This window comes from Janthinobacterium sp. SUN206 (assembly GCF_030587305.1).
GTDB classification, from domain to species: Bacteria; Pseudomonadota; Gammaproteobacteria; order Burkholderiales; family Burkholderiaceae_D; genus Janthinobacterium; species Janthinobacterium kumbetense.
Genome location: NZ_JAPWIB010000003.1, coordinates 472,996 through 493,636 on the forward strand (window position 1 = coordinate 472,996; position 20,641 = coordinate 493,636).

10 protein-coding genes and 1 riboswitch are annotated in these 20,641 nt (G+C 64.2%); of the genes, 5 read left to right on the plus strand and 5 right to left on the minus strand.

Features of this window, described 5'->3' with window-relative positions; translation table 11 throughout:
* Positions 1-26: 26 nt before the first annotated feature.
* Positions 27-524, minus strand: a complete 498-nt coding sequence (locus O3300_RS19100) for an Lrp/AsnC family transcriptional regulator (protein ID WP_099665758.1) — start codon at positions 522-524, stop codon at positions 27-29.
* A gap of 154 nt (positions 525-678) precedes the next feature.
* On the opposite strand from O3300_RS19100, the gene O3300_RS19105 reads away from it, so the two are divergent.
* Positions 679-2,706, plus strand: coding sequence for an aminotransferase class V-fold PLP-dependent enzyme (locus O3300_RS19105; protein ID WP_305053820.1), 2,028 nt, complete (start codon positions 679-681; stop codon positions 2,704-2,706).
* 405 nt (positions 2,707-3,111) lie between these two features.
* Positions 3,112-11,739, plus strand: coding sequence for a GH36-type glycosyl hydrolase domain-containing protein (locus O3300_RS19110; protein WP_369812306.1), 8,628 nt, complete (start codon positions 3,112-3,114; stop codon positions 11,737-11,739).
* Here the strand turns inward: O3300_RS19110 and O3300_RS19115 are convergent.
* Together O3300_RS19115 and O3300_RS19120 are read right to left on the minus strand one after the other, a co-directional pair.
* Entirely contained in the window at positions 11,736-11,951 is a 216-nt protein-coding gene (locus tag O3300_RS19115) for a hypothetical protein (RefSeq protein ID WP_305053821.1), read from the minus strand. The genes O3300_RS19110 and O3300_RS19115 overlap by 4 nt on opposite strands.
* A gap of 113 nt (positions 11,952-12,064) precedes the next feature.
* Positions 12,065-12,640 carry a TMEM165/GDT1 family protein gene (locus O3300_RS19120; protein WP_099665756.1) on the minus strand — a complete coding sequence of 192 codons (576 nt, stop codon included), beginning with the start codon at positions 12,638-12,640 and terminating at the stop codon, positions 12,065-12,067.
* A 9-nt stretch (positions 12,641-12,649) separates the two neighbouring features.
* A riboswitch (yybP-ykoY riboswitch) is annotated at positions 12,650-12,831 on the minus strand.
* 145 nt (positions 12,832-12,976) lie between these two features.
* On the opposite strand from O3300_RS19120, the gene O3300_RS19125 reads away from it, so the two are divergent.
* From O3300_RS19125 to O3300_RS19135, 3 genes are all read left to right on the plus strand, one after another.
* Entirely contained in the window at positions 12,977-15,370 is a 2,394-nt protein-coding gene (locus O3300_RS19125; RefSeq protein WP_099668276.1) for a M1 family aminopeptidase, read from the plus strand.
* A gap of 118 nt (positions 15,371-15,488) precedes the next feature.
* Positions 15,489-17,348 (plus strand): M1 family metallopeptidase, encoded by a 1,860-nt coding sequence (locus tag O3300_RS19130; protein ID WP_305053823.1) that lies wholly within the window; start codon positions 15,489-15,491, stop codon positions 17,346-17,348.
* Between the two features lie 22 nt (positions 17,349-17,370).
* The gene (locus tag O3300_RS19135) at positions 17,371-19,008 is read left to right on the plus strand and encodes a serine hydrolase (RefSeq protein ID WP_305053824.1); all 1,638 of its coding nucleotides are present in this window, start codon (positions 17,371-17,373) and stop codon (positions 19,006-19,008) included.
* A gap of 35 nt (positions 19,009-19,043) precedes the next feature.
* On the opposite strand, the gene O3300_RS19140 is transcribed toward O3300_RS19135, so the two are convergent.
* Both O3300_RS19140 and O3300_RS19145 read right to left on the minus strand, forming a co-directional pair.
* Entirely contained in the window at positions 19,044-19,871 is an 828-nt protein-coding gene (locus tag O3300_RS19140; protein ID WP_305053825.1) for a class I SAM-dependent methyltransferase, read from the minus strand.
* Positions 19,872-19,959: 88 nt separating this feature from the next.
* Complete coding sequence (locus O3300_RS19145; RefSeq protein ID WP_369812302.1) at positions 19,960-20,619, minus strand: pyridoxamine 5'-phosphate oxidase family protein; 660 nt, start codon at positions 20,617-20,619, stop codon at positions 19,960-19,962.
* Between the last annotated feature and the right edge of the window lie 22 nt (positions 20,620-20,641).

Sequence of the window (20,641 nt, forward strand, 5' to 3'; positions counted from 1 at the left end):
CTTGTTCGCCATGCGGGGAAAATGGGTCAAGCAGGCAAGCCGTGGGCGATCAATTCCAGCGGCAATTCCGTGCTGCACTTGATTTGTTCCATGGAGAAGGCGGACGACACGCCCGTCAGCTGCACCGCCTTGATGAGCTTTTTATAGAAGGTGTCGTAGCCTTTGATGTCGGTGGTAACGACTTTCAGCAGGTAGTCGATATCGCCGCTCATGCGGTGAAATTCCTGCACCTCGGGCAAGACGATGACGGCGGCGGCGAAGCGGCGCAGCCATTTTTCATCGTGCTGACCGGTGCGCACGCTGACGAAGACGGTCACGGGCAAACCCACTTTTTGCCGGTTGACGATGGCCACGCGGCTCTCGATATAGCCCTCTTCCTCCAGGCGCTTGACCCGCTTCCAGCACGGCGTGCTCGACAAGCCGATCTTCTCGCTGAGGGCGGCGATCGACAAGGTGCCATCCTGCTGCAGGGCGGCCAGGATGGCGCAGTCGAATTTGTCGAGCGGAGTGTTTGGTGAATGCATTTCACTATTCCTGTTTTTATAGCATGAACATGCTGCATATTACCGTGTTTGCAGTGTCTTTTGGCATATCTTCACGGGCGGGGGCCGGTAGACTGTTCATACATTCCAGCCGCCAGTGCTGCCCCTTTATTTATAGAATCCCCGGACTGCCATCATGAAAGAAATCTACCTCGACAGCAATGCCACCACCTGCGTGCTGCCCGCCGCCGTTGCCGCCGCCCGGCAAGCGATGGAGCAGGGCTATGGCAATCCCAGCAGCACCCACGCGACGGGATTGCAGGCCAAGGCCATGATGGATGGCGTGCGCCAGCGCGCCAGCGGTCTGCTGGGCGTGGGCGACGGCCGGTTGATGTTCAACAGCGGCGCCACCGAAGGCATTCAGACGGCCGTGTTGTCGGCCCTGTGCGCGCTGCGCGAACGGCGCGACGCGGGCAAGCGCATCGGCAGCCTGCTGCTGTATGGCGCGACCGAGCACAAGGCCGTGCCGGAAAGCCTGGCGCACTGGAACCGGCTCCTGGGCCTGAACCTGGAAGTGCGCAAGCTGCCCGTCGATGCGCAGGGACGCCACGATTTGCAGGCGCTCGATGCGCTGATCGGCGACGCGGCCATGCTGTGCACGATGGCGGCGAATAATGAAACGGGCGTCGTCAGCGACTTGTCCGCCATCGCCCAGCTGCTGCAGGAACGGGGCGCCGATGCCTACTGGATGGTCGATTGCGTGCAGGCGCTGGGCAAGCTGAAGCTGAACCTGGCCGCCACGCGCATCGATTACGCGCCGTTTTCCGGCCACAAGCTGTATGCGCCCAAGGGCATCGGCATGCTGTATGTGCGCGCTGGCGCGCCGTTCACCCCTCTGATGATGGGCGGCGGCCAGGAAGCGGGCCTGCGCTCGGGCACGGAAAACATGGCCGGCATCGCCGCGCTGGGCGCCGTGCTGGCCGCGCTCGACGATGGCAAGACCTTCCGCAGCCACGCCGACCTGGCTGCTTTCCGCGAGCAGCTGGTGGCCAGCCTGGAACGCGCTTTCCCCGGCATCGTGTTCAATATGCCGTTCGACTTGTCGCTGCCGACGACGCTCAATTTTTCCGTGCCCGGCTTGTCGTCGAAAGAATTGCTGGACCTGTTCGATGCGGCGCGCGTGCGCGTCAGCTCGGGCAGCGCCTGTTCCGCCGCCAAGGCGCTCCCCAGCTATGTGCTGGAAGCGATGCGCGTGCCGCAATGGCGCGCCAGCTCGGCCATCCGTTTGTCGTTCGGCCCCCTGATCGACGCGGCGACGGTGACGGCCGCCTGCGCGCGCATCGAGCGTTGCGGCGAAGCGCTGCGCAGCAGCTGTTTGCTGCCATCGGCGCTGGCGCCATCGCCGCAGGACGGCGTGATCCAGTTGAGCGTCGATGGCCAGTGCACCTGGCTGCTCAGCGACGCTGCCAGCGCCAGTTGCGTTGTCATTGATCCCGTCGTCGCCCTGGTGCCGCGCCTGGCCGCCTACATCCGCTGCCAGCACCTGGCCTTGCGCGCCATCGTGCACACGGCCGCCCCGGCCGACCATGGCGTGGCGCGCCTGGCCTTGCTGCAGGAACTCGCCATCGAACAGGTGGGCCGCATCGATATCGACGGTGAGCTGGCACTGGGCCAGCAGCGCCTGCGACGCGTCGAGTGTGGCGAAAACCATGCGTATCTGCTGGAGCAGCGCTTTGCCTTCATCGGCGCCCTGGCGCCCGAGACGTTGAGGCCCTTGCTGGATGCTGCGCTGGTGACGCAAGACACCGTGCTGTGCAGCTCAAGCGACGACGGCCGCCTCTGCAGCACCGTGCGCGTCGCCGGCGAAGGCGAAGCGTCCACGAGCGAACTGCAGCTCGATGCGGCCGCTTTGCCCGCCTTCCTGCGCCAGCATCCCGACGCCATCCTCGTCGACGTGCGCGAAGCGTATGAACACGCGGCGTGCGCTGGCACGGTATTCGAGGGTTGCGCCGTGCGCAGCGTACCGCTGAGCCGCCTGGCGGGACAGGTGGCTGAATGGTTGCAGCAGCCGCAGCGTCCGTTGGTCTTTTTCTGCCGCAGCGGCAACCGCAGCGCGCGCGCCGCCGTCTGCCTGCGCCGCCTCGGTCACGGCGCGGCATGGCAGCTCAACGGCGGCATGGCGATGGCGGAGGCGATGCGTCACCCGCTGGCCATCGCTGCCTGAGCGGCTTGAACTTTCCTCCTTGAAATATTGCACCGTGTCATCATTGGCACGGTGCCGCTACTCCTTTCCCTCTATTCATTTCCTCCAGGAATCTTTCTCCCGTTTCACTCGCTGATTTCTTTGCCGGCACGCCCCTAAAGCGCCGGGTATGTACGCTAGCGCACGGTCTTGCGCGCAGGGCGCCCCTACGATGAAGTTGAGAAAATCTCCCTACACCCTGAGATTCGTCGCAACGCTCCGGCGCTTCGCTTTCCGTCTTCGCCAGTGTCCGATCGTGTTCTTCCAGACTGGGCCAGCGTGACGGCGGCCGCTGGCTGCCTGCGCGCACCTAGCGAGGCCAAGTTGAAAGAGTACACAGCAGTTGTCACGCAGCAGATCAAGGAACAGATTTCCAAAGTTAAAGAAATCTTCCGCGACCATTCCCTTGCACCGGAAACCTTCGACGCCGCGCGCGACGATGCCTTGCCCTTGCGTTCCGAATTATTCAGCGCCATGCAGATGGCCGCCCACGGCAAGCACGTGGCTGCCGGCCATGCGGTGGGACGGCATCATGGGCGCGACCGCCTGCTGGCGCGCCTGGCCGACAATGCGGCCCTGATCACGGCCACCGTCAACGAGCTGACGGCGACCGTCAAGAGCGGGCGCCAGGTCACGCCCGCCTCGGAATGGCTGCTCGATAATTTTTACCTGATCGAAGAGCAGATCCGCACCACGCGGCGCCACCTGCCGAAGAACTACAGCAAGGAGTTGCCACGGCTGACTTCCGGCGCGGACGCGGGCTGCCCGCGCGTGTACAAGATCGCGCTGGAAATCATCTCGCACGGCGATGGCCGGGTCGACCTGGAAAACCTGTGCCACTTCGTCGAGGCTTACCAGGACGTGGCCACCTTGACCCTGGGTGAGCTGTGGGCCGTGCCCATCATGCTGCGCCTGGCCCTGATCGAAAACCTGCGCCGCGTCGCCGTGCGCGTGGCCGACGACCGCATGCAGCGCGACCTGGCCAATACCTGGGCCGACCAGATGACGGAGATCGCCGAGCGCAATCCCAGCGGCTTGATCCTGCTGGTGGCCGACATGGCCCGTTCGAACCCGCCCATGACCAGCGCCTTCGTGGCCGAATTGTCGCGCCGCCTGCAGGGGCAAAGTTCGTCTCTGACCCTGGCGCTGTCGTGGCTGACGCACAAGCTGGCCGAGTCGGGCCTCACCATCGAGCAGCAGATCCAGTCCGAAATCGGGCAACAGGCGGCCGACCAGGTGTCGATCGCCAACAGCATCGGCAGCCTGCGTTTTCTCGGCACCATGGATTGGCAGGAATTCGTCGAGACCATGAGCGTCGTCGAGCAGACCCTGCGCCTCGATCCGGCCGGCACCTATGGCTTGATGGATTTCGCCACGCGCGACAGCTACCGCCACGCCATCGAACGCATCGCCAGGCGCAGCGCGCGCAGCGAAGTGGAAGTGGCCGAGATGGTGGTACAGCTGGCGCACACGCACGGCAACGGCAATGATGCGCGCCGCGGCCACATCGGCTTTTACCTGGTGGGGCGCGGCGTGCTGGTGCTGGAAAAGCAGGCCGGCGCGAAACTGCCCTTCATCGAGGCGCTGCAGCATACGGCGCGCGCGGCGCCGCTGGCCGTCTACCTGGGCGCGATCTCGTTCCTGACCCTGGCGACGAGCGCCTTGCTGCTTGAGCGCGCCGTGCGCCATGGCGTGCAGGGCTGGCCCCTGACGGCGCTGGGCGTGCTGGCACTGCTGGGCAGCAGCCAGCTGGCCGTGGCCGTGGTGAACTGGCTGGCGACCCTGATGACGTCGCCGCATCCGCTGCCGCGCATGGATTACCAGGCCGGCATTCCATCGGATGCGCGCGGCATCGTCGTCGTGCCGACCCTGATCTACAGCGAGGACAACGTGGCGGCTCTGTGCGAGGCGCTGGAAGTGCGTTATCTCGCCAACCGCGACCCGAACCTGCGCTTTTGCCTGCTGACGGACTTTGTCGACGCGCAGGCGCAAACGATGCCGGGCGACGAAGCCCTGCTGCGCCAGGCGCAGGACATCATCCGCGGCCTGAACGAGAAATACCGCGTGGAGGGTGTCGCGTTCAAGGAAAACGGCGATCCGGCCGGCCCCGAAGAGCTGGGCCATGTGGGGCCGTTCCTGCTGCTGCACCGTCCGCGCCTGTGGAATTCGCAGCAGAATGCGTGGATGGGACAGGAGCGCAAGCGCGGTAAATTGTCCGACCTGCACGCGTTTTTGCGCGGCGGCGCGCGCGACAAATTCTCGCTGGTGGAAGGCGAGTTGCGCGGCCTGCGCACGATCAAATACGTGATCACGCTCGACACGGATACGCAGCTGCCGCGCGATGCGGCGCGCGAATTCATCGCCACCATGATGCACCCGTTGAACCGTCCCGTGCTGGATGCGGCCGGCACGCGCGTGGTGGCCGGCTACGGCATCCTGCAGCCGCGCGTGGCCGTGGCGTTGCCCAGCGCGAACGCGTCGCGCTACGAGCTGCTGTGCGGTGGCGAGCCGGGCATCGACCCCTACACGCGCACCGTGTCGGACCTGTACCAGGACGTGTTTTATGAAGGCTCCTTCATCGGCAAGGGCATCTACGATCTCGACATGTTCGAGCGCGTGCTGGGCCAGCGCCTGCCCGACAATAAGATCCTCAGCCACGATTTATTGGAAGGCTGCTACCTGCGCGCCGGGCTGCTCAGCGACTCGCAACTGTACGAGGAATATCCGGCCCGCTATGACGCCGACGTGAGCCGGCGCCAGCGCTGGATACGCGGCGACTGGCAGCTGCTCGGCTGGCTGCTGGGCCGGGTGCCGGGCCGCGCCGGCAAGCGCGAACGCAATCCCCTGTCGATGCTGTCGCGCTGGAAGCTGTTCGACAACCTGCGCCGCAGCGTCGTGGCGCCGGCCACCACCTTGTCGCTGCTGCTGGTGTGGGGCTTCCTGCCGCACGTGGCCTTCTGGAGTGCAGCGGTCCTGGCCATCATCTTCCTGCCGCCCGTGTTTTCCGCCCTGTACGATTTGCTGCGCAAACCGCGCGACACCCTGTGGCGCCAGCATCTGGCCGCCTTCGAGCGGCGCTGCGGCGTGCAGTTTTCGCACGCCATGCTGACGCTCGTCTTCCTGCCGTACGAAGCGTGGATCAGCCTGGACGCCATCGCGCGCACCCTGTGGCGCCTGGGCGTCTCGCACAAGCACTTGCTCGACTGGCGCGCCTCGAACCTGCACACATCGTCAGGTTCGCAGGCCGACAGCTGGCGCGCCATGTGGTGCTCGCCCGCGCTGGCGCTGGCTGCCTTTGGCGGCTTGCTGGCCTGGCGCCCGCAAGCCTTGCCGGCCGCCGCCGTGGTACTGCTGTTGTGGCTCGTCGCACCCGCCATCGCCTGGTGGATCAGCCGCCCCATCGAGCGGGCCGTGGCGCGCCTGTCGGCCGAGCAGGGACGCTTCCTGCACGGCGTGGCGCGCAAGACCTGGGCGTATTTCGATACCTTCGTCGGTCCCGATGACCACTGGCTGCCGCCCGATAATATGCAGGAGCATCCGAACCTGGTGGTGGCGCACCGCACCTCGCCGACGAATATCGGCCTGGCGCTGCTGGCGAATTTGACGGCCTACGATTTCGGTTACCTCACCCTGGGCCAGTTGATCGAGCGCAGCCGCGCCACCCTGCACAGCATGGGCGAACTGGAACGCTTCCAGGGCCATTTCTATAACTGGTACGACACGCAAACGCTCAAGGCGCTGCAACCGATGTACATTTCGACGGTCGACAGCGGCAACCTGGCCGGCCATCTGCTGACCTTGCAGCCGGGACTGGTGGAACTGTACGACGCGCCCATCATCGGCGCGCAGGTGGTGCAGGGCATCCGCACGACGGCGCAGGTACTGCAGGAATTCATCGCCGCCGAAGGCGAGGGCAAGGCCATGCGCGACAGCATGAGCCTGCTGCAGGCAGCGGCAAATCCCGCCACCCTGGGCGAATGGCATGCCTACCTGGGCGCGGTGAATGGCGCCGCCGACGCGTTGCTATCGCTGACACTGCAAAGCGGGGATGGCGAACTGGCCATGTGGGCGGGTGCGCTGGCGCGCCAGTGCCGCGCGGCGCTGGCCGAATTGCTGCAACTGGCACCGTGGGCGGGGCAGGTGGATGTCGATGCGGTGCTGATGCGCGTGCTGACATTGCGCGAACTGGCCAACCTGGAAACACCGGAAGGCCTGCCTGCCGAGCTGGCCGCCTTGCTGGCGCAGGGCCGCGACCAGGCGGGACGCCACATGCGCGACATCGCCCACGCGGCGGGCCAGGCGCGCGACTTTGCGCAGATCGAATACGCGTTCCTGTACAACCCGTCGACAAAACTGCTGGCCATCGGCTACAACGTCAGCGAACGGCGCCTGGACCCCAGCTACTACGATTTATTGGCCTCCGAAGTGCGCCTGGCCAGCTTCATCGCCATCGCCCAGGGGCAGCTGCCGCAGGAGCACTGGTTCGCCCTGGGCCGCCAGCTGTGCATGGTGGCGGGGCAACCTGTGCTGCTGTCGTGGAGCGGCTCGATGTTCGAGTACCTGATGCCGCTGCTGGTGATGCCGAATTATCCGAACACCCTGCTCGACCAGACGTACCACTCCGTCATCGAGGCGCAGATCGATTACGGACGCCAGCGCGATGTGCCGTGGGGGATTTCCGAGTCCGGCTACAACACGGTCGACGCCAGCCTGAATTACCAGTACCGCGCGTTTGGCGTGCCAGGGCTGGGCTTGAAGCGGGGCCTGGCCGACGACTTGGTGGTGGCGCCGTACGCCAGCATGATGGGCCTGATGGTGCAGCCGGAGGCGGCGTGCCAGAACCTGCAGCGGATGCAGGCGGCCGGCTATATGGGCCGCTACGGCTTCTTTGAAGCCATCGATTTCACCACGGCGCGCCTGCCGCGCGGGCAGGGCAGCGCCATCATCCGCTCCTTCATGGTGCACCACCAGGGCATGGGCTTTTTGGCCCTCAGTTACCTGCTGCACGACCGCCCGATGCAGCGCCGTTTCGAGTCCGATCCGCTGCTGCAATCGGCCTTGCTGGTGCTGCAGGAACGCACGCCGCAGGCCGGTGCGTTTTACTCGAACACGGCCGAACTGGCGGTGCTGCGCAGCGGCGTCCCCGAACAGGCCATGCCGATGCGCATCCTTACGCAAGCCAACAGCGCCGTGCCGGAAACGCAGCTGCTGTCGAATGGCCGCTACCACGTCATGGTGAGCAATGCGGGCGGCAGCTACAGCCGCTGGAAAGACCTGTCCGTGACGCGCTGGCGCGAAGACAGCACGCGCGATAACTGGGGCAATTTCTGCTATCTGCGCGACCTCGACGACGGTGCCGTCTGGTCCACCATGTACCAGCCGACCCTGGCCGAGCCGAAGAAATACGAAGTGATTTTTTCGGAAGGGCGGGCCGAGTTCCGCCGCGCCGACCATGGCCTGGACCTGTACACGGAAATCGTCGTCTCGCCCGAGGACGACATTGAAATCCGACGCACGCGCATCAGCAATAATTCGAACCGCCAGCGGCGCATCGAGATCACCAGTTTTGCCGAAGTGGTGATGGCGCCGGCGGCGGCCGATGCGGCTCATCCGGCATTCAGCAAGCTGTTCGTACAGACGGAAATCCTCGCGCATGAAAATGCGATTTTATGTACGCGCCGGCCCCGCTCGAAGGATGAGCAGATGCCGTGGCTGCTGCATGTGATGACCGTGCACGATATCGAGCGCTACGAAGTCTCGTTCGAGACGGACCGCGCGCGCTTCATCGGCCGCGGCAACACGGCGCAATTGCCGCTGGCGCTGCAGGAAAGCGGGCCGCTCAGTGACGGCCAGGGTTCCGTACTCGACCCCATCGTGGCCATCCGCTACGTCATCACCTTGGCCCCCGACCAGGCCGTGACGGTCGACAGCGTGACGGGCATGGTCGAGCAGCGCGACGCGGCGCTGCACTTGATCGATAAATACCAGGACCGCCATCTGGCCGACCGCGTGTTCGAACTGGCCTGGACGCACAGCCAGGTGGTGCTGCGCCAGCTGAATGCCAGCGAAGCCGATGCGCAGCTGTATGCGCGCCTGGCCAATGCCGTGATCTATCCGAATGCGGCCCTGCGCGCCGAGGCCAGCATCCTGATCAAGAACCAGCGCGGCCAATCCGGCCTGTGGGCGTATGCCATCTCGGGCGACCTGCCCATCGTGCTGCTGCAGATACGCGATTCGGCCAATATCGAACTGGCGCGCCAGATGGTGCAGGCGCATGCCTACTGGCGCCTGAAAGGGCTGGTGGTGGACCTGGTGATCTGGTACGAGGAGCAGTCGGGCTACCGGCAGCTGCTGCACGACCAGATCATGGGCCTGATCGCCTCGGGCATCGATGCGCAGGCGATCGACCGCCCGGGCGGCATTTTCGTGCGCCTGGCCGAGCAGATCGCCAATGAAGACCGCATCTTGCTGCAATCGGTGGCGCGCGCCATCATCAGCGACTTGCGCGGCACCCTGGCCGAGCAGGTCAAGCGTCCGTCAAGCCCCGTGCTGCGCATGCCGCCGCTGCTGCAGGACCCGGCCCGCGACCACGGCGGCGTGCCGCACCGGGCGCCAAGGCGCGAGCTGATCCTGGAAAATGGCCTGGGCGGTTTCACGCCCGACGGGCGCGAATATGTGATCACCACGGGAGAGAATAAACAGACGCCGGCGCCCTGGTCGAACGTGCTGGCCAATGCGCAATTCGGCACCGTGGTGTCCGAAGCCGGCCAGGCGTATACGTGGAGCGAAAATGCGCATGAATTCCGCCTCACGCCATGGCAGAACGACCCAGTCTCCGACCTGTCCGGCGAAGCATTCTATGTGCGCGATGAGCAGAGCGGCCAGTTCTGGTCGCCGTCGTCCCTGCCCGCGCGCGGCAGCGGCGACTACGTCACGCGCCACGGCTTCGGCTATAGCGTGTTCGAGCACAGCGAAGGGGGCATCGCCACCGAATTGTGCACCTATGTGGCGCTCGATGCGGCCGTCAAATACTCTGTCATCAAGGTGCGTAACGACAGCGGCGTGCCGCGCCGCCTGTCCGTCACGGGCTATGTGGAATGGGTGATGGCCGACCTGCGCGCCAAGTCCGGCATGCACGTGGCCACCGAAGTCGACACGATCAGCGGCGCCCTGTTTGCGCGCAATAACTACAACACGGAGTTTTCGGGCCGGGTCGGCTTTTTCAATACGGATGCCAGCATCCGTTCCATCACTTGCGACCGCAATGAATTCATCGGCCGCAATGGCAGTCTGGCGCAGCCAGCCGCCTTGCGCCGCGTGCGCCTGTCCGGCAAGGCGGGCACGGGATTGGACCCGTGCGCGGCGATCCAGGTGCCGTTCGAGCTGCAGCCGGGGCAGGAGCGCGAAATTGTCTTCCTGCTCGGCGTGGGCGGGCGCCGCAATGCGGACGCCAGCACCATGGTGCAGCGCCATGCAGGCAAGGAAGCGGCCCGCATGGCGCTCGACGCGGTGCGTGCGCACTGGGAAAACACCCTGGGCGCCGTGCGCATCGAGACGCCCGATCCATCGCTCGATGTGATCGCCAATGGTTGGCTGATGTACCAGACCATCGCCTGCCGCCTGTGGGCGCGCAGCGGCTATTACCAGTCGGGTGGCGCCTACGGCTTCCGCGACCAGCTGCAAGATGCGATGGCCATGATCCATACGGCGCCGCAGCTGCTGCGCAAGCACTTGCTGCTGTGCGCGGCGCACCAGTTTGTCGAGGGCGACGTGCAGCACTGGTGGCATCCACCGTCGGACCGGGGCGTGCGCACGCACTGTTCCGACGACTATCTGTGGCTGCCGCTGGCTACTTGCCGTTACGTGATCGCCACGGGCGACGTCAACGTGCTGTCGGAAGTGGCGCCCTTCATCGAGGGGCGCGCCGTCAAGCTGGAAGAGGATTCGTATTACGACCTGCCCGTGCGTTCGGGCGAGTCGGCCGACCTGTACGAGCACTGCGTGCGCGCCATCCGCCATGGCTTGCGCCTGGGTGTGCACGGCTTGCCTCTGATGGGCTCCTGCGACTGGAACGACGGCATGGACAAGGTGGGCGAACATGGCAAGGGCGAGAGCGTGTGGCTGGCGTTCTTCCTGTACGAAGTGCTGCAGCGTTTCGCCGAAGTGGCCGTGCTGCGCGGCGATGCCGCGTTTGCCCAGTTCTGCCGCGATGAAGCGGCGAAACTGGCGGCGAATGTCGAGGAGCATGCGTGGGATGGCGAGTGGTACCGGCGCGCGTATTTCGACGACGGCACGCCACTTGGCTCGCACATGAACGAGGAATGCCAGATCGATTCGATTTCGCAGAGCTGGGGTGTACTGTCGGGCGCGGCCAACAGGGAACGGGTCGCCGGCGCCATGCGCCAGGTCGATGCACGCCTGGTGCGCCGTGATTCCGGCGTGATCCAGCTGCTCGATCCACCATTCGACAAATCCAGCCTGAACCCCGGCTACATCCGCGGCTACGTGCCGGGCGTGCGCGAGAACGGCGGCCAGTACACGCATGCGGCCATCTGGACGGCGATGGCGTTTGCCCGCCTGGGCGATGGCGAAAAAGCGTGGGAACTGCTGCGCATGATCAATCCCGTGCGCCACGGCGTTGACGCGCAGGCGGTGCAGCGCTACAAGGTCGAGCCCTACGTGGTGACGGCCGACGTGTATGCCGTGGCGCCCCACGTGGGACGCGGTGGCTGGAGCTGGTACACGGGATCGTCGGGCTGGCTGTACCGGCTGATCGTCGAATCCCTGCTCGGTTTGACGCGCGAAGCGGACGTGCTGCGCGTGGTGCCGGTCATGCCGGCAGAGTGGAACAGCTTCAAGCTGCATTACCGCTTCGGCGCCAGCAGCTATGCCATCACGGTGGAACAGGCGCAGGGGCGGCCTGCGGGCTTGTTGCTCGATGGCGTGGCGCAGGGGGGCAACAGCATCGCCCTGCGCGACGAGAGCCGCGAGTACGTGGTGCTACTGCTGGTTTAGTCTAGCCGCCGTACCTGCCACGTATCGTATTCGGGCCGGCGCCTGCCAAGCAGCAGGATCAGGCCGGCGCCCAGCAACAGCAGGTCGCGCGTGCGTACGGCGGGCTCGGATTGCGTTGCTGACTGAGGGGGCGTAGGTGCCGCCATGGCAGCGGGGAACTGGCTTGCGCAGGCGACCAGGCACAGCGCCGCCATCTTTCCATTCAAATGCATAGATTCCTCAAGAAAGCGCGGTGACCACCAGGTGGCACCGCGCCAGTATTCATGTCAGCGACATTGTAATTATAGACATGAACATTGTAAATGAGAAATTATTTAAGACTGAGTCAAAAACCCAGCGCCGCTCCCGCGCCCAGCAGGGTCGCCACGCCCAGCACGGCAAACACCAGCGCCGCGATGCCATGCACGAGGCGCAGCGGGACGCGGTTGGCGATCTTGTCACCCAGGTAGACGGCCGGCACGTTGGCCAGCATCATGCCGAAGGTGGTGCCCAGCACGACGGAAACAATGTCGTGATAGCGCGCCGCCAGCGCCACCGTGGCGACCTGCGTCTTGTCTCCCATTTCCGCCATGAAGAAGGCGATCAGGGTGGTCAGGAAGACGCCGTACTTGGCCAATTTGGTTTCGTCTTCATCGAGCTTGTCGGGGATCAGGGTCCAGGCAGCCATCGCCAGGAAGGAGACGCCCAGTACCCAGCGCAGCACGTCGGGCCCCAGCATGCTGGTGATCCAGGCGCCGACGGCGGCGGCAAACGCGTGGTTGGCGATGGTGGCGACGAAAATCGCCAGCACGATGGGCAAGGGCTTGCGGAATTTGGCGGCCAGCAAAAAGGCCAGGAGTTGGGTTTTGTCGCCGATTTCAGCGAGACCGACGATGCCGGTGGAGATGAGGAATGCTTCCATGAGATTGCAAGAGGTACGCGGGCCGGACGAATTAACCAATGATCCACGGGCGACTCCGGCCCATGCGGCCGCCCTGGATCAATGGTCTCGTCAAGTTTTGCAACCACCTGCACCATGGCCTGCGGGCCAATTATGTTGATACAGGTTCCCGCGGCAGGACCGCAGGACGACTACTCCCCAATGTTCGAGGCGCATCATACGCCAATGCCTGCGTCGGCGCCAGTGCCGGCGGGGGATGTTGCGGCCTGGTGTGTGGGACTTCGACAACAATGATCGATTTGCAAACAGACTCGACTTAGAATGCAGTCTGTCCACGACTCCCAGATGGAATGCGCCATGCCGGTCCTTGTCCGCTTGCTTGCCTTGTGTTTGACCTTGTTTGCTCCCTTGTCCGGCCTGTGCGCCGCCGCGCCTTTCGACGACAAGTTCCGCCAGCTCGAAGAATTGCTGCCCACGCCGAATAGCTACCGCACGGCGTCCGGCGCGCCGGGCCACGCCTACTGGCAGCAGCGCGCCGATTACGTAATCCGCGCTACCCTGGACGAAGCGCGCCGCGAAATCACGGCCAGCGAGCAGATCACCTATCACAACCGCTCGCCCGACAGCCTTGCGTATCTGTGGCTGCAGCTGGACCAGAATGGCTTGCGCAAGGACGCCGACCAGCGCCGCGTCCTGAGCGCGCCGTCGCGCCAGGCCTGGCTCAGCAGCAGTGAAGAGGAGGCGCTGAAATTCGAGGACTTGCGCGCCATCCATGCGGGCCGCGAATTTGACGGCGGCTTCAAGCTCACCGCCGTGAAAGCGGCCAGTGGCAAGCCGCTGCCGTATGTGGTCAACCAGACCATGCTGCGTATCGATTTGCCGGTGGCGCTGGCGCCCGGCCAGAGCATCACGTTCAACATCGACTGGTCGTATCAGATCAATGACCAGAAGGTGCTGGTCGAACGCTCCGGCTACGAGTATTTTGAGGACGACAAGAACGCGATTTTCCAGATCGCGCAGTGGTTTCCGCGCATGGCCGCGTATTACGACGCCGTCGGCTGGCAGCACAAGCAATTCCTCGGCTCAGGGGAATTCACGCTGGAGTTTGGCGATTACGAGCTGTATCTGACGGTGCCGGGCGACCATGTGGTGGCCGCCACGGGCGAGCTGCAAAATCCTGCCGCCGTGTTGAGCGCGGCGCAGCGCGAGCGCCTGGCGCGGGCGAAAAACAGCGATACGCCGCTGCTGGTGATCACGCCGGAAGAGGCGATGGCGGCGGAAAAGGGCAAAGCCACGGGCATGAAAACCTGGCACTTCAAGGCGGCCAATGTGCGCGACGTGGCGTGGGCGTCGAGCCGCAAGTTCATCTGGGATGCGCAGGGTTTGAATAGCGGCGGCAAGCGCGTGATGGCCATGTCCTACTATCCGAACGAGGGCAATCCGCTGTGGCAGCAGTACAGCACGCGCGCCGTCGTGCACGCGATCGAGCAGTACAACAAGTACAGTTTCGACTATCCGTATCCGAACGCGATGTCCGTCAACGGCGCCGTGGGCGGCATGGAGTATCCGATGATTTCGTTCAATGGTGGGCGCCCCGTGAAGGACAAGAAAACGGGGGAACGCACGTATTCAAAGACGACCAAATATGACTTGATCGGCGTGATCATCCACGAAGTGGGCCATAATTATTTTCCCATGATCGTCAACTCGGACGAGCGCCAGTGGACGTGGATGGACGAGGGTTTGAATTCCTTCCTGCAGTACCTGGCCGAGCAGGCGTGGGAAGAGCATTTTCCGTCCTGGAATGGCGAGCCGCGCAAGATCGTCGACTACATGCGCAGCCAGAACCAAGTGCCCATCATGACCAATTCCGAGTCCTTGCTGCAGTTCACGGCGAATGCCTACGACAAGCCGGCCACCGCCCTCAACATCCTGCGCGAAACCATTTTAGGGCGCGAGCTGTTCGACTTCGCCTTCAAGCAGTACGCCTTGCGCTGGAAGTTCAAGCGCCCCACGCCCGCCGACTTTTTTCGCACCATGGAAGACGCGTCCGGCACGGATCTGGACTGGTTCTGGCGCGGCTGGTTTTATACCACTGACGCGGTCGACATCAGCATCGACGGCATCAGCGAATATGGCGTGAGCACGAAGAATCCGGAAATCGAAAAAGCGTGGAAGAAGGCGCAGAAGGCCGCGCAGCCCATATCGATCTCGGACCAGCGCAACAAGGCGCTGCCGAAGAAGGTCGACCTCGATCCTGCGCTGAAGGATTTCTATAACCGGCACGATGAATTCACGGTCACCAACAAGGACCGCAACAGCTATGCGGAGGAGCAGGAAACGCTGGAGCCATGGGAGAGAAAGCTGCTGGAACAGCACAACATGGGCAAGCATCTGTACCTGGTCGATTTTTCGAATCTCGGCGGCCTGGTGATGCCGCTGATCCTGGAAATCGAACTGAAAAGCGGCAAGAAGATCATCGAGCGGGTGCCGGCCGAAGTGTGGCGCTACTCGCCGCACAAGATCAGCAAGGTCATCATCACGGACGAGCCGATGGTGGGGCTGGTGCAGGACCCGTACTGGGAGACGGCCGACATCGACATCAGCAATAACGCCTGGCCGAGAAAAATCACGCCATCGCGCCTGGAGCTGTTCAAGCAGGACCGCGACAAGAACAACTTGATGAAGGATGTTAATGTGCCGCTGAAGGCACCCGAGGCCAAGGCCGAAGCCAGGCCGGAAGCAAAATAGGGAAACAGCGCCGGCCAGTCCGGCGCTTTTTCTGCCAGGTCCGCGCTGGAAGTGCTATTCTGCGCGACGCCCCGGCGCACACGGACCGGGGCTTTCGCAAATCATTCAAAAGACGACCATGCAAACTTTGACCTTCCTGCGCGCGCTGGGCTGTGCGCTACTTTGCCAGGTGACCCTGGCCGCGCACGCCGACCCCCTCAGCTACGCGCGCTACGACCAGGTGCGCACGCGCGACCTGCAGCTGGACCTGAAAGCGGATTTCAAGCAAAAGACCTTGAGCGGCTATGCCGAGCTGTCCTTGAACTGGATCGACCCGGCGGCGCGCACCCTGGTGCTCGATACGCGCGACCTGTCGATCGCGAAGGTGCAGGTACAGGACAAGCGCGGCGCATGGCAGATGGCGCCGTACCAGCTGGACAAGGCCGACCCGGAAAAAGGCCAGGCGCTGCGCATCACCACCTCGGGCCAGCCGGGCAAAGTGCGCGTCTACTATCACACGGCCCCCAATGCCATCGCGCTGCAGTGGCTCACGCCGCAGCAGACCATGTCGGGCAAGCTGCCTTTCATGTTCAGCCAGTCGCAAAGTATCAATGCCCGTTCGTGGGTGCCGTCGCAGGATACGCCGGCCGTGCGTTTTACCTATAGCGCGCGCATCGATGCGCCAGCGGGCATGCGCGTCGTGATGAGCGCCGAGAATGATGAAAAGGCGACGGGCAAGGGCGGCTGGAAATTCAGGATGCCGCAGCCGATTCCTTCGTACCTGCTGGCCATCGCCATCGGCGAACTGGAAGTGCGTAAACTCGGCCCCCGCTCGGCCGTGTATGCGGAACCTCCGCGCATCAAGGCCGCCGAATACGAGCTGGCCGACACGGAAAAGATGATCCAGGCAGCCGAAGCACTGTACGGTCCGTATGGCTGGGGCCGCTACGACATGATCGTGCTGCCGCCATCGTTCCCCTATGGCGGCATGGAAAACCCGCGCCTGACCTTCCTCACACCGACCATGATCGCGGGCGACCGCAGCCTGGTCGACCTGATCGCGCATGAACTGGCCCACTCGTGGTCGGGCAATCTGGTCACCAACGCGTCGTGGAAGCACATGTGGCTCAACGAAGGCTTTACCACCTACGTCACGACGCGCATCGTCGAACAGCTTTATGGCAGCGAAGTGGCGCAGATGGGCGTGCAGGTCGACCAGGAAGAACTGGCGGCCTCGATCAAGGAATTGCCGGCAGCGAAAACGGCATTGATCACGCGCGATGCGGACGCCAATCCGGCGGAAACGTACACGGACGACGGCATCATCTACCCGAAAGGCGCCTGGTTCCTGGCCACCATGGAGCGCCGTGCCGGCCGCGCAGTATTCGATCCTTTCCTGCGCGGCTGGTTCGACCAGCACGCGTTCCAGAGCGTGACGACGGAGCAGTTCATCGCCTACCTGCGCAAGAACCTGCTGGCGCAGCATCCGGACGTCATGCCGGAAGCGGAACTCGATGAATGGCTGTATGGCACCGGCGTGCCGGCCAGCGCGCAGCACGTCGTCTCGCCGCGCCTGGCGCTGCTCGACCAGCACCGCGACGCCTGGCTGAAAGGCGAGCTGGCGACGAAGGACCTGGGCATGGACAAGTGGATCGCCATCGAATCGATGCACTTCCTGAACGATATCAACAACAAGGCCAGCGCGGCGCAATTGCTTGAGCTGGATCAGGTCTACGGCGTGGGCAAGAGCGGCAACAATGAAGTGGCGTACCGCTTCTATCTGGCCTCCGTGAACGCCGGCTACGATGTGCGCCAGCCCTTGCAGGCGTTCCTCATGAGCGTGGGCCGCCAGAAGTTCGTCGTGCCCCTGTACAGCGCCTTGATGAAGACGCCGCAGGGCCATGCCTGGGCCAAGGACGTGTATGCGCAGGCGCGCGAACGCTACCACCCGGTGACGCAGGAAAGCGTCGATAAATTGATGGCCGCGCAAGCGCATTGAACCTTCTTTGGACATCCTGACCATGCATACCATGAATCGTCTCGCCGCCGCCATCGTGCTGGCGTTTTCCAGCATCACCGTGCCGGTGCTGGCTCTTGACGCCGCACCCGTCGCTGCCGCCGCATCCGCGCCGGCGCCCACCTTCGACCTTGACCGCGACGTCGCCACCGCCTTGAAAGTGTTCGACGTGCCCGGCATGGCGATCGCCATCGTCAAGGACGGCAAGGTCGTCACCGCCAGGGGCTTTGGCGTGCGTAAACTCGGCGAGCCGGCCGCTGTCGATGCGCAGACCCTGTTCGAGGTAGCATCGAACTCGAAGGGCTTCACGGCCGCCGCGCTGGCCATGCTGGTCGACGATGGCAAGCTGGCCTGGGACGATCCCGTCACCAAGCACCTGCCCGGCTTCCAGATGCACGATTCCTACGTGACGGGCGCCATGACCGTGCGCGACCTGCTGACGCACCGCAGCGGCCTGGGTCTGGGCGCGGGCGACTTGCTGTGGTGGCCGACCACCACCTTCAGCACCGACGAGATCATCGAGAAGCTGCGCTACATCCGCCCGGCCACGAGTTTTCGCAACAGCTATGCCTACGATAACCTGCTGTATATCGTGGCCGGGAAGATCATCGCCGACAAGGCGGGCAAGAGCTGGGGCGAGGCCATGCATGAGCGCATCCTGGCGCCGCTGGGCATGACGGGCACCACCACCAGCCTGCTTGAAAACGCGGGCAAGCCCGACGTCGCCAGTGCGCACAGCAAGATCGACGGCAAGATCACCGCCGTCAAGTCCATGCCTGTGCCGAACGCCGTGGGCGCCGTCGGCATCAACACGAATGCGGAAGATATCGCCAAGTGGATGATGGTGCTGCTCGACGGCGGCAAGATCGCCGGCGTGAAGGACAAGGACGGCAAGGAAGCGCGGTTGTTCAGCGAAAAGCAGGGCCGCGAAATGTGGACGGCGCAAACGCCGATCAAGATTTCCGAGCCGAAGCCGGCGCTGGCCGCGACGAAACCGAACTTCAGCGCATATGGCCTGGGCTTCCAGCTGCGCGACTACAAGGGCATGAAAGTGGCCATGCACGGTGGCGCGCTGCAGGGATTTTATTCGCGCGTGGTGATGGTGCCGGAAGCAAAACTGGGCGTGGCCATTCTGACCAATGCGGAAAATGGCGGTTCCATGACGGCGCTGCAATGGCGCATCCTCGACCATTACCTGCAGGCGGCGCCGTCGGACTGGCTGGCGCTGGTGGCCAAGGTGGAGCAGGACCAGCATGCCGAGGAAGTCAAAAAGCAGGGCAAGGCGTCGAGCGCGCGCGCAGCCAAATCGCAGCCGTCGCTGTCGCTGGCGGCGTACGACGGCGAGTACGAGGATGCCTGGTATGGCAAGGTCGTGATCAAGCCGGAAGGAAAAAAACACATCCTCAGCTTCACGCGCACGCCGGACCTGACGGGCGAGCTGGAACACTGGCAGCACGACACCTTCATCGTGCGCTGGAAAGAGCGCAATTTCAACGCCGATGCGTACGTGACGTTTTCGCTCAATCCCGATGGCAGCATCGACCGCGTGAAGATGGCGCCCGTGTCGGCCGAGACGGATTTCAGCTATGACTTCCAGGACTTGAGCCTGGTGCCGGTGAAGGCGAAGGAAGGCAAGAAGTAAAAGCAGAAGGCCACCGCAAGGTGGCCTTTTTTACGCTATGGCTTGACGAACTTCAGGGTCATGCGGTCGCTCTCGCCGATGGCCGTGTACTTGGCGCGCTCCACATCCTTGTTGGCGTAGGTGGGCGGCAGTGCCCAGACGCCGCCCTCATGGTCCGCCGTATCCTTGGGATTGGCGTTGATTTCCGATTTGGCCGCCAGTTTGAAGCCTGCGCTTTCGGCCAGCTTGATCACATACGCTTCGTGCATGTAGCCGCTGCTGGCCGTGGCATCCTGCGCCTTGTTCGCCGGCAGGCGGTGTTCGACGACGCCGAACACGCCGCCCGGTTTCAGGCTGTCATACACTTCCTTGAACAGGGTCTGCATGCCCTCGTCGCCGATCGGTATCCAGTTGTGGATATTGCGGAAGGTGAGCACCATGTCGGCCGTGCCCTTGGGGGCGATGCGGTAGGTGGTGGGAGGCGCGAAGGCGCCGAGTTCCACCTTGCCGAAAGCGCTCGGGTTGGCGTCGAGTTTTTGCTGGAAGCGCGCCGCGCCACGGCGTGCGCCTTCGCTGCTTGACTGCGGGTCGTTGCCGGCGGCGATCAGCTTGCCGTGGTCGCGCAGGTAGGGCGCCAGGATTTCCGTGTACCAGCCGCCGCCGGGTGCCAGCTCCACCACCGTCATGGTCGGCTTGATGCCGAAAAACGTCAGCGTTTCATACGGGTGGCGGGCGCTGTCGCGCAGCGCGTTGGCTGGCGTGCGCGCACTGCCGGCGATGGCCGCCTTCAGGGCCGCGTCGCCTGCATCGGCGGCCAGCGCCGCGCCGCTGCCGCCACAGGTCAGCATGACCGTCAGGGCCGCGGCCAGGGATACTCGCTTCATCATCATATGCTCCATGCGTGATTGGATCGGTTGGTCAATTGGTGGCGATCGCCATCAATGCCGATCATCGGGCAAGCACGCTGGCCGGTCAAGCGGATTCCGTACCCCAGGCGGCGGCATACGCGGGCATGTCGCAGGTGTTGAGCGCATCGGCGATGGCCGCGCCATGGCCGTGCGTAAAGGGCAGTTCGCCCGTCCAGACGGCATGCGCCATGTCGCCCACATCGTCGAGCGGGCCGCCCGTGCGCTGCTTGACGGCGCATTCGTCGAGCGCGATGCGCAGCACAGTGGTGGCCGCGTATTCCTTGGCGCTGCCACCGCGCACCTGTGTCAGGCGTCCCGGCGCCAGCTTCTCCATCAGCGCATCCATGGCCGCATGCTGCTGGCCGATGTCGCTGACTTTCTCAAACTGCCCATACACCATCGCTGAGCGGTAGTTCATGGTGTGATTGAAGGCGGAGCGTGCCAGCACCAGGCCGTCGAGATGGCTGACCGTCACGCACGCGTCGCCGTCGAGCAAGAGCTGCTTGAGCATGCGGCTGCCGTTCGAGCCATGGATGTACAGGTGGCCGCCGATGCGCCAGCAGGCGGTCGGGATGCAATGGCTGCCCTTGTCGTCGCGAAAAGCGATATGGCACAGATAGGCGGCATCGAGGATGGCGTGCAGGGTGGTCTGTTCATAGCTGGCCAGTTCGGCGACGCGGCGCACGCGGGTACGGGGGCTGGGGGGCAGGGCGGTAGCGGTCATGGTGGAAGTCCCGTTGGTTGAA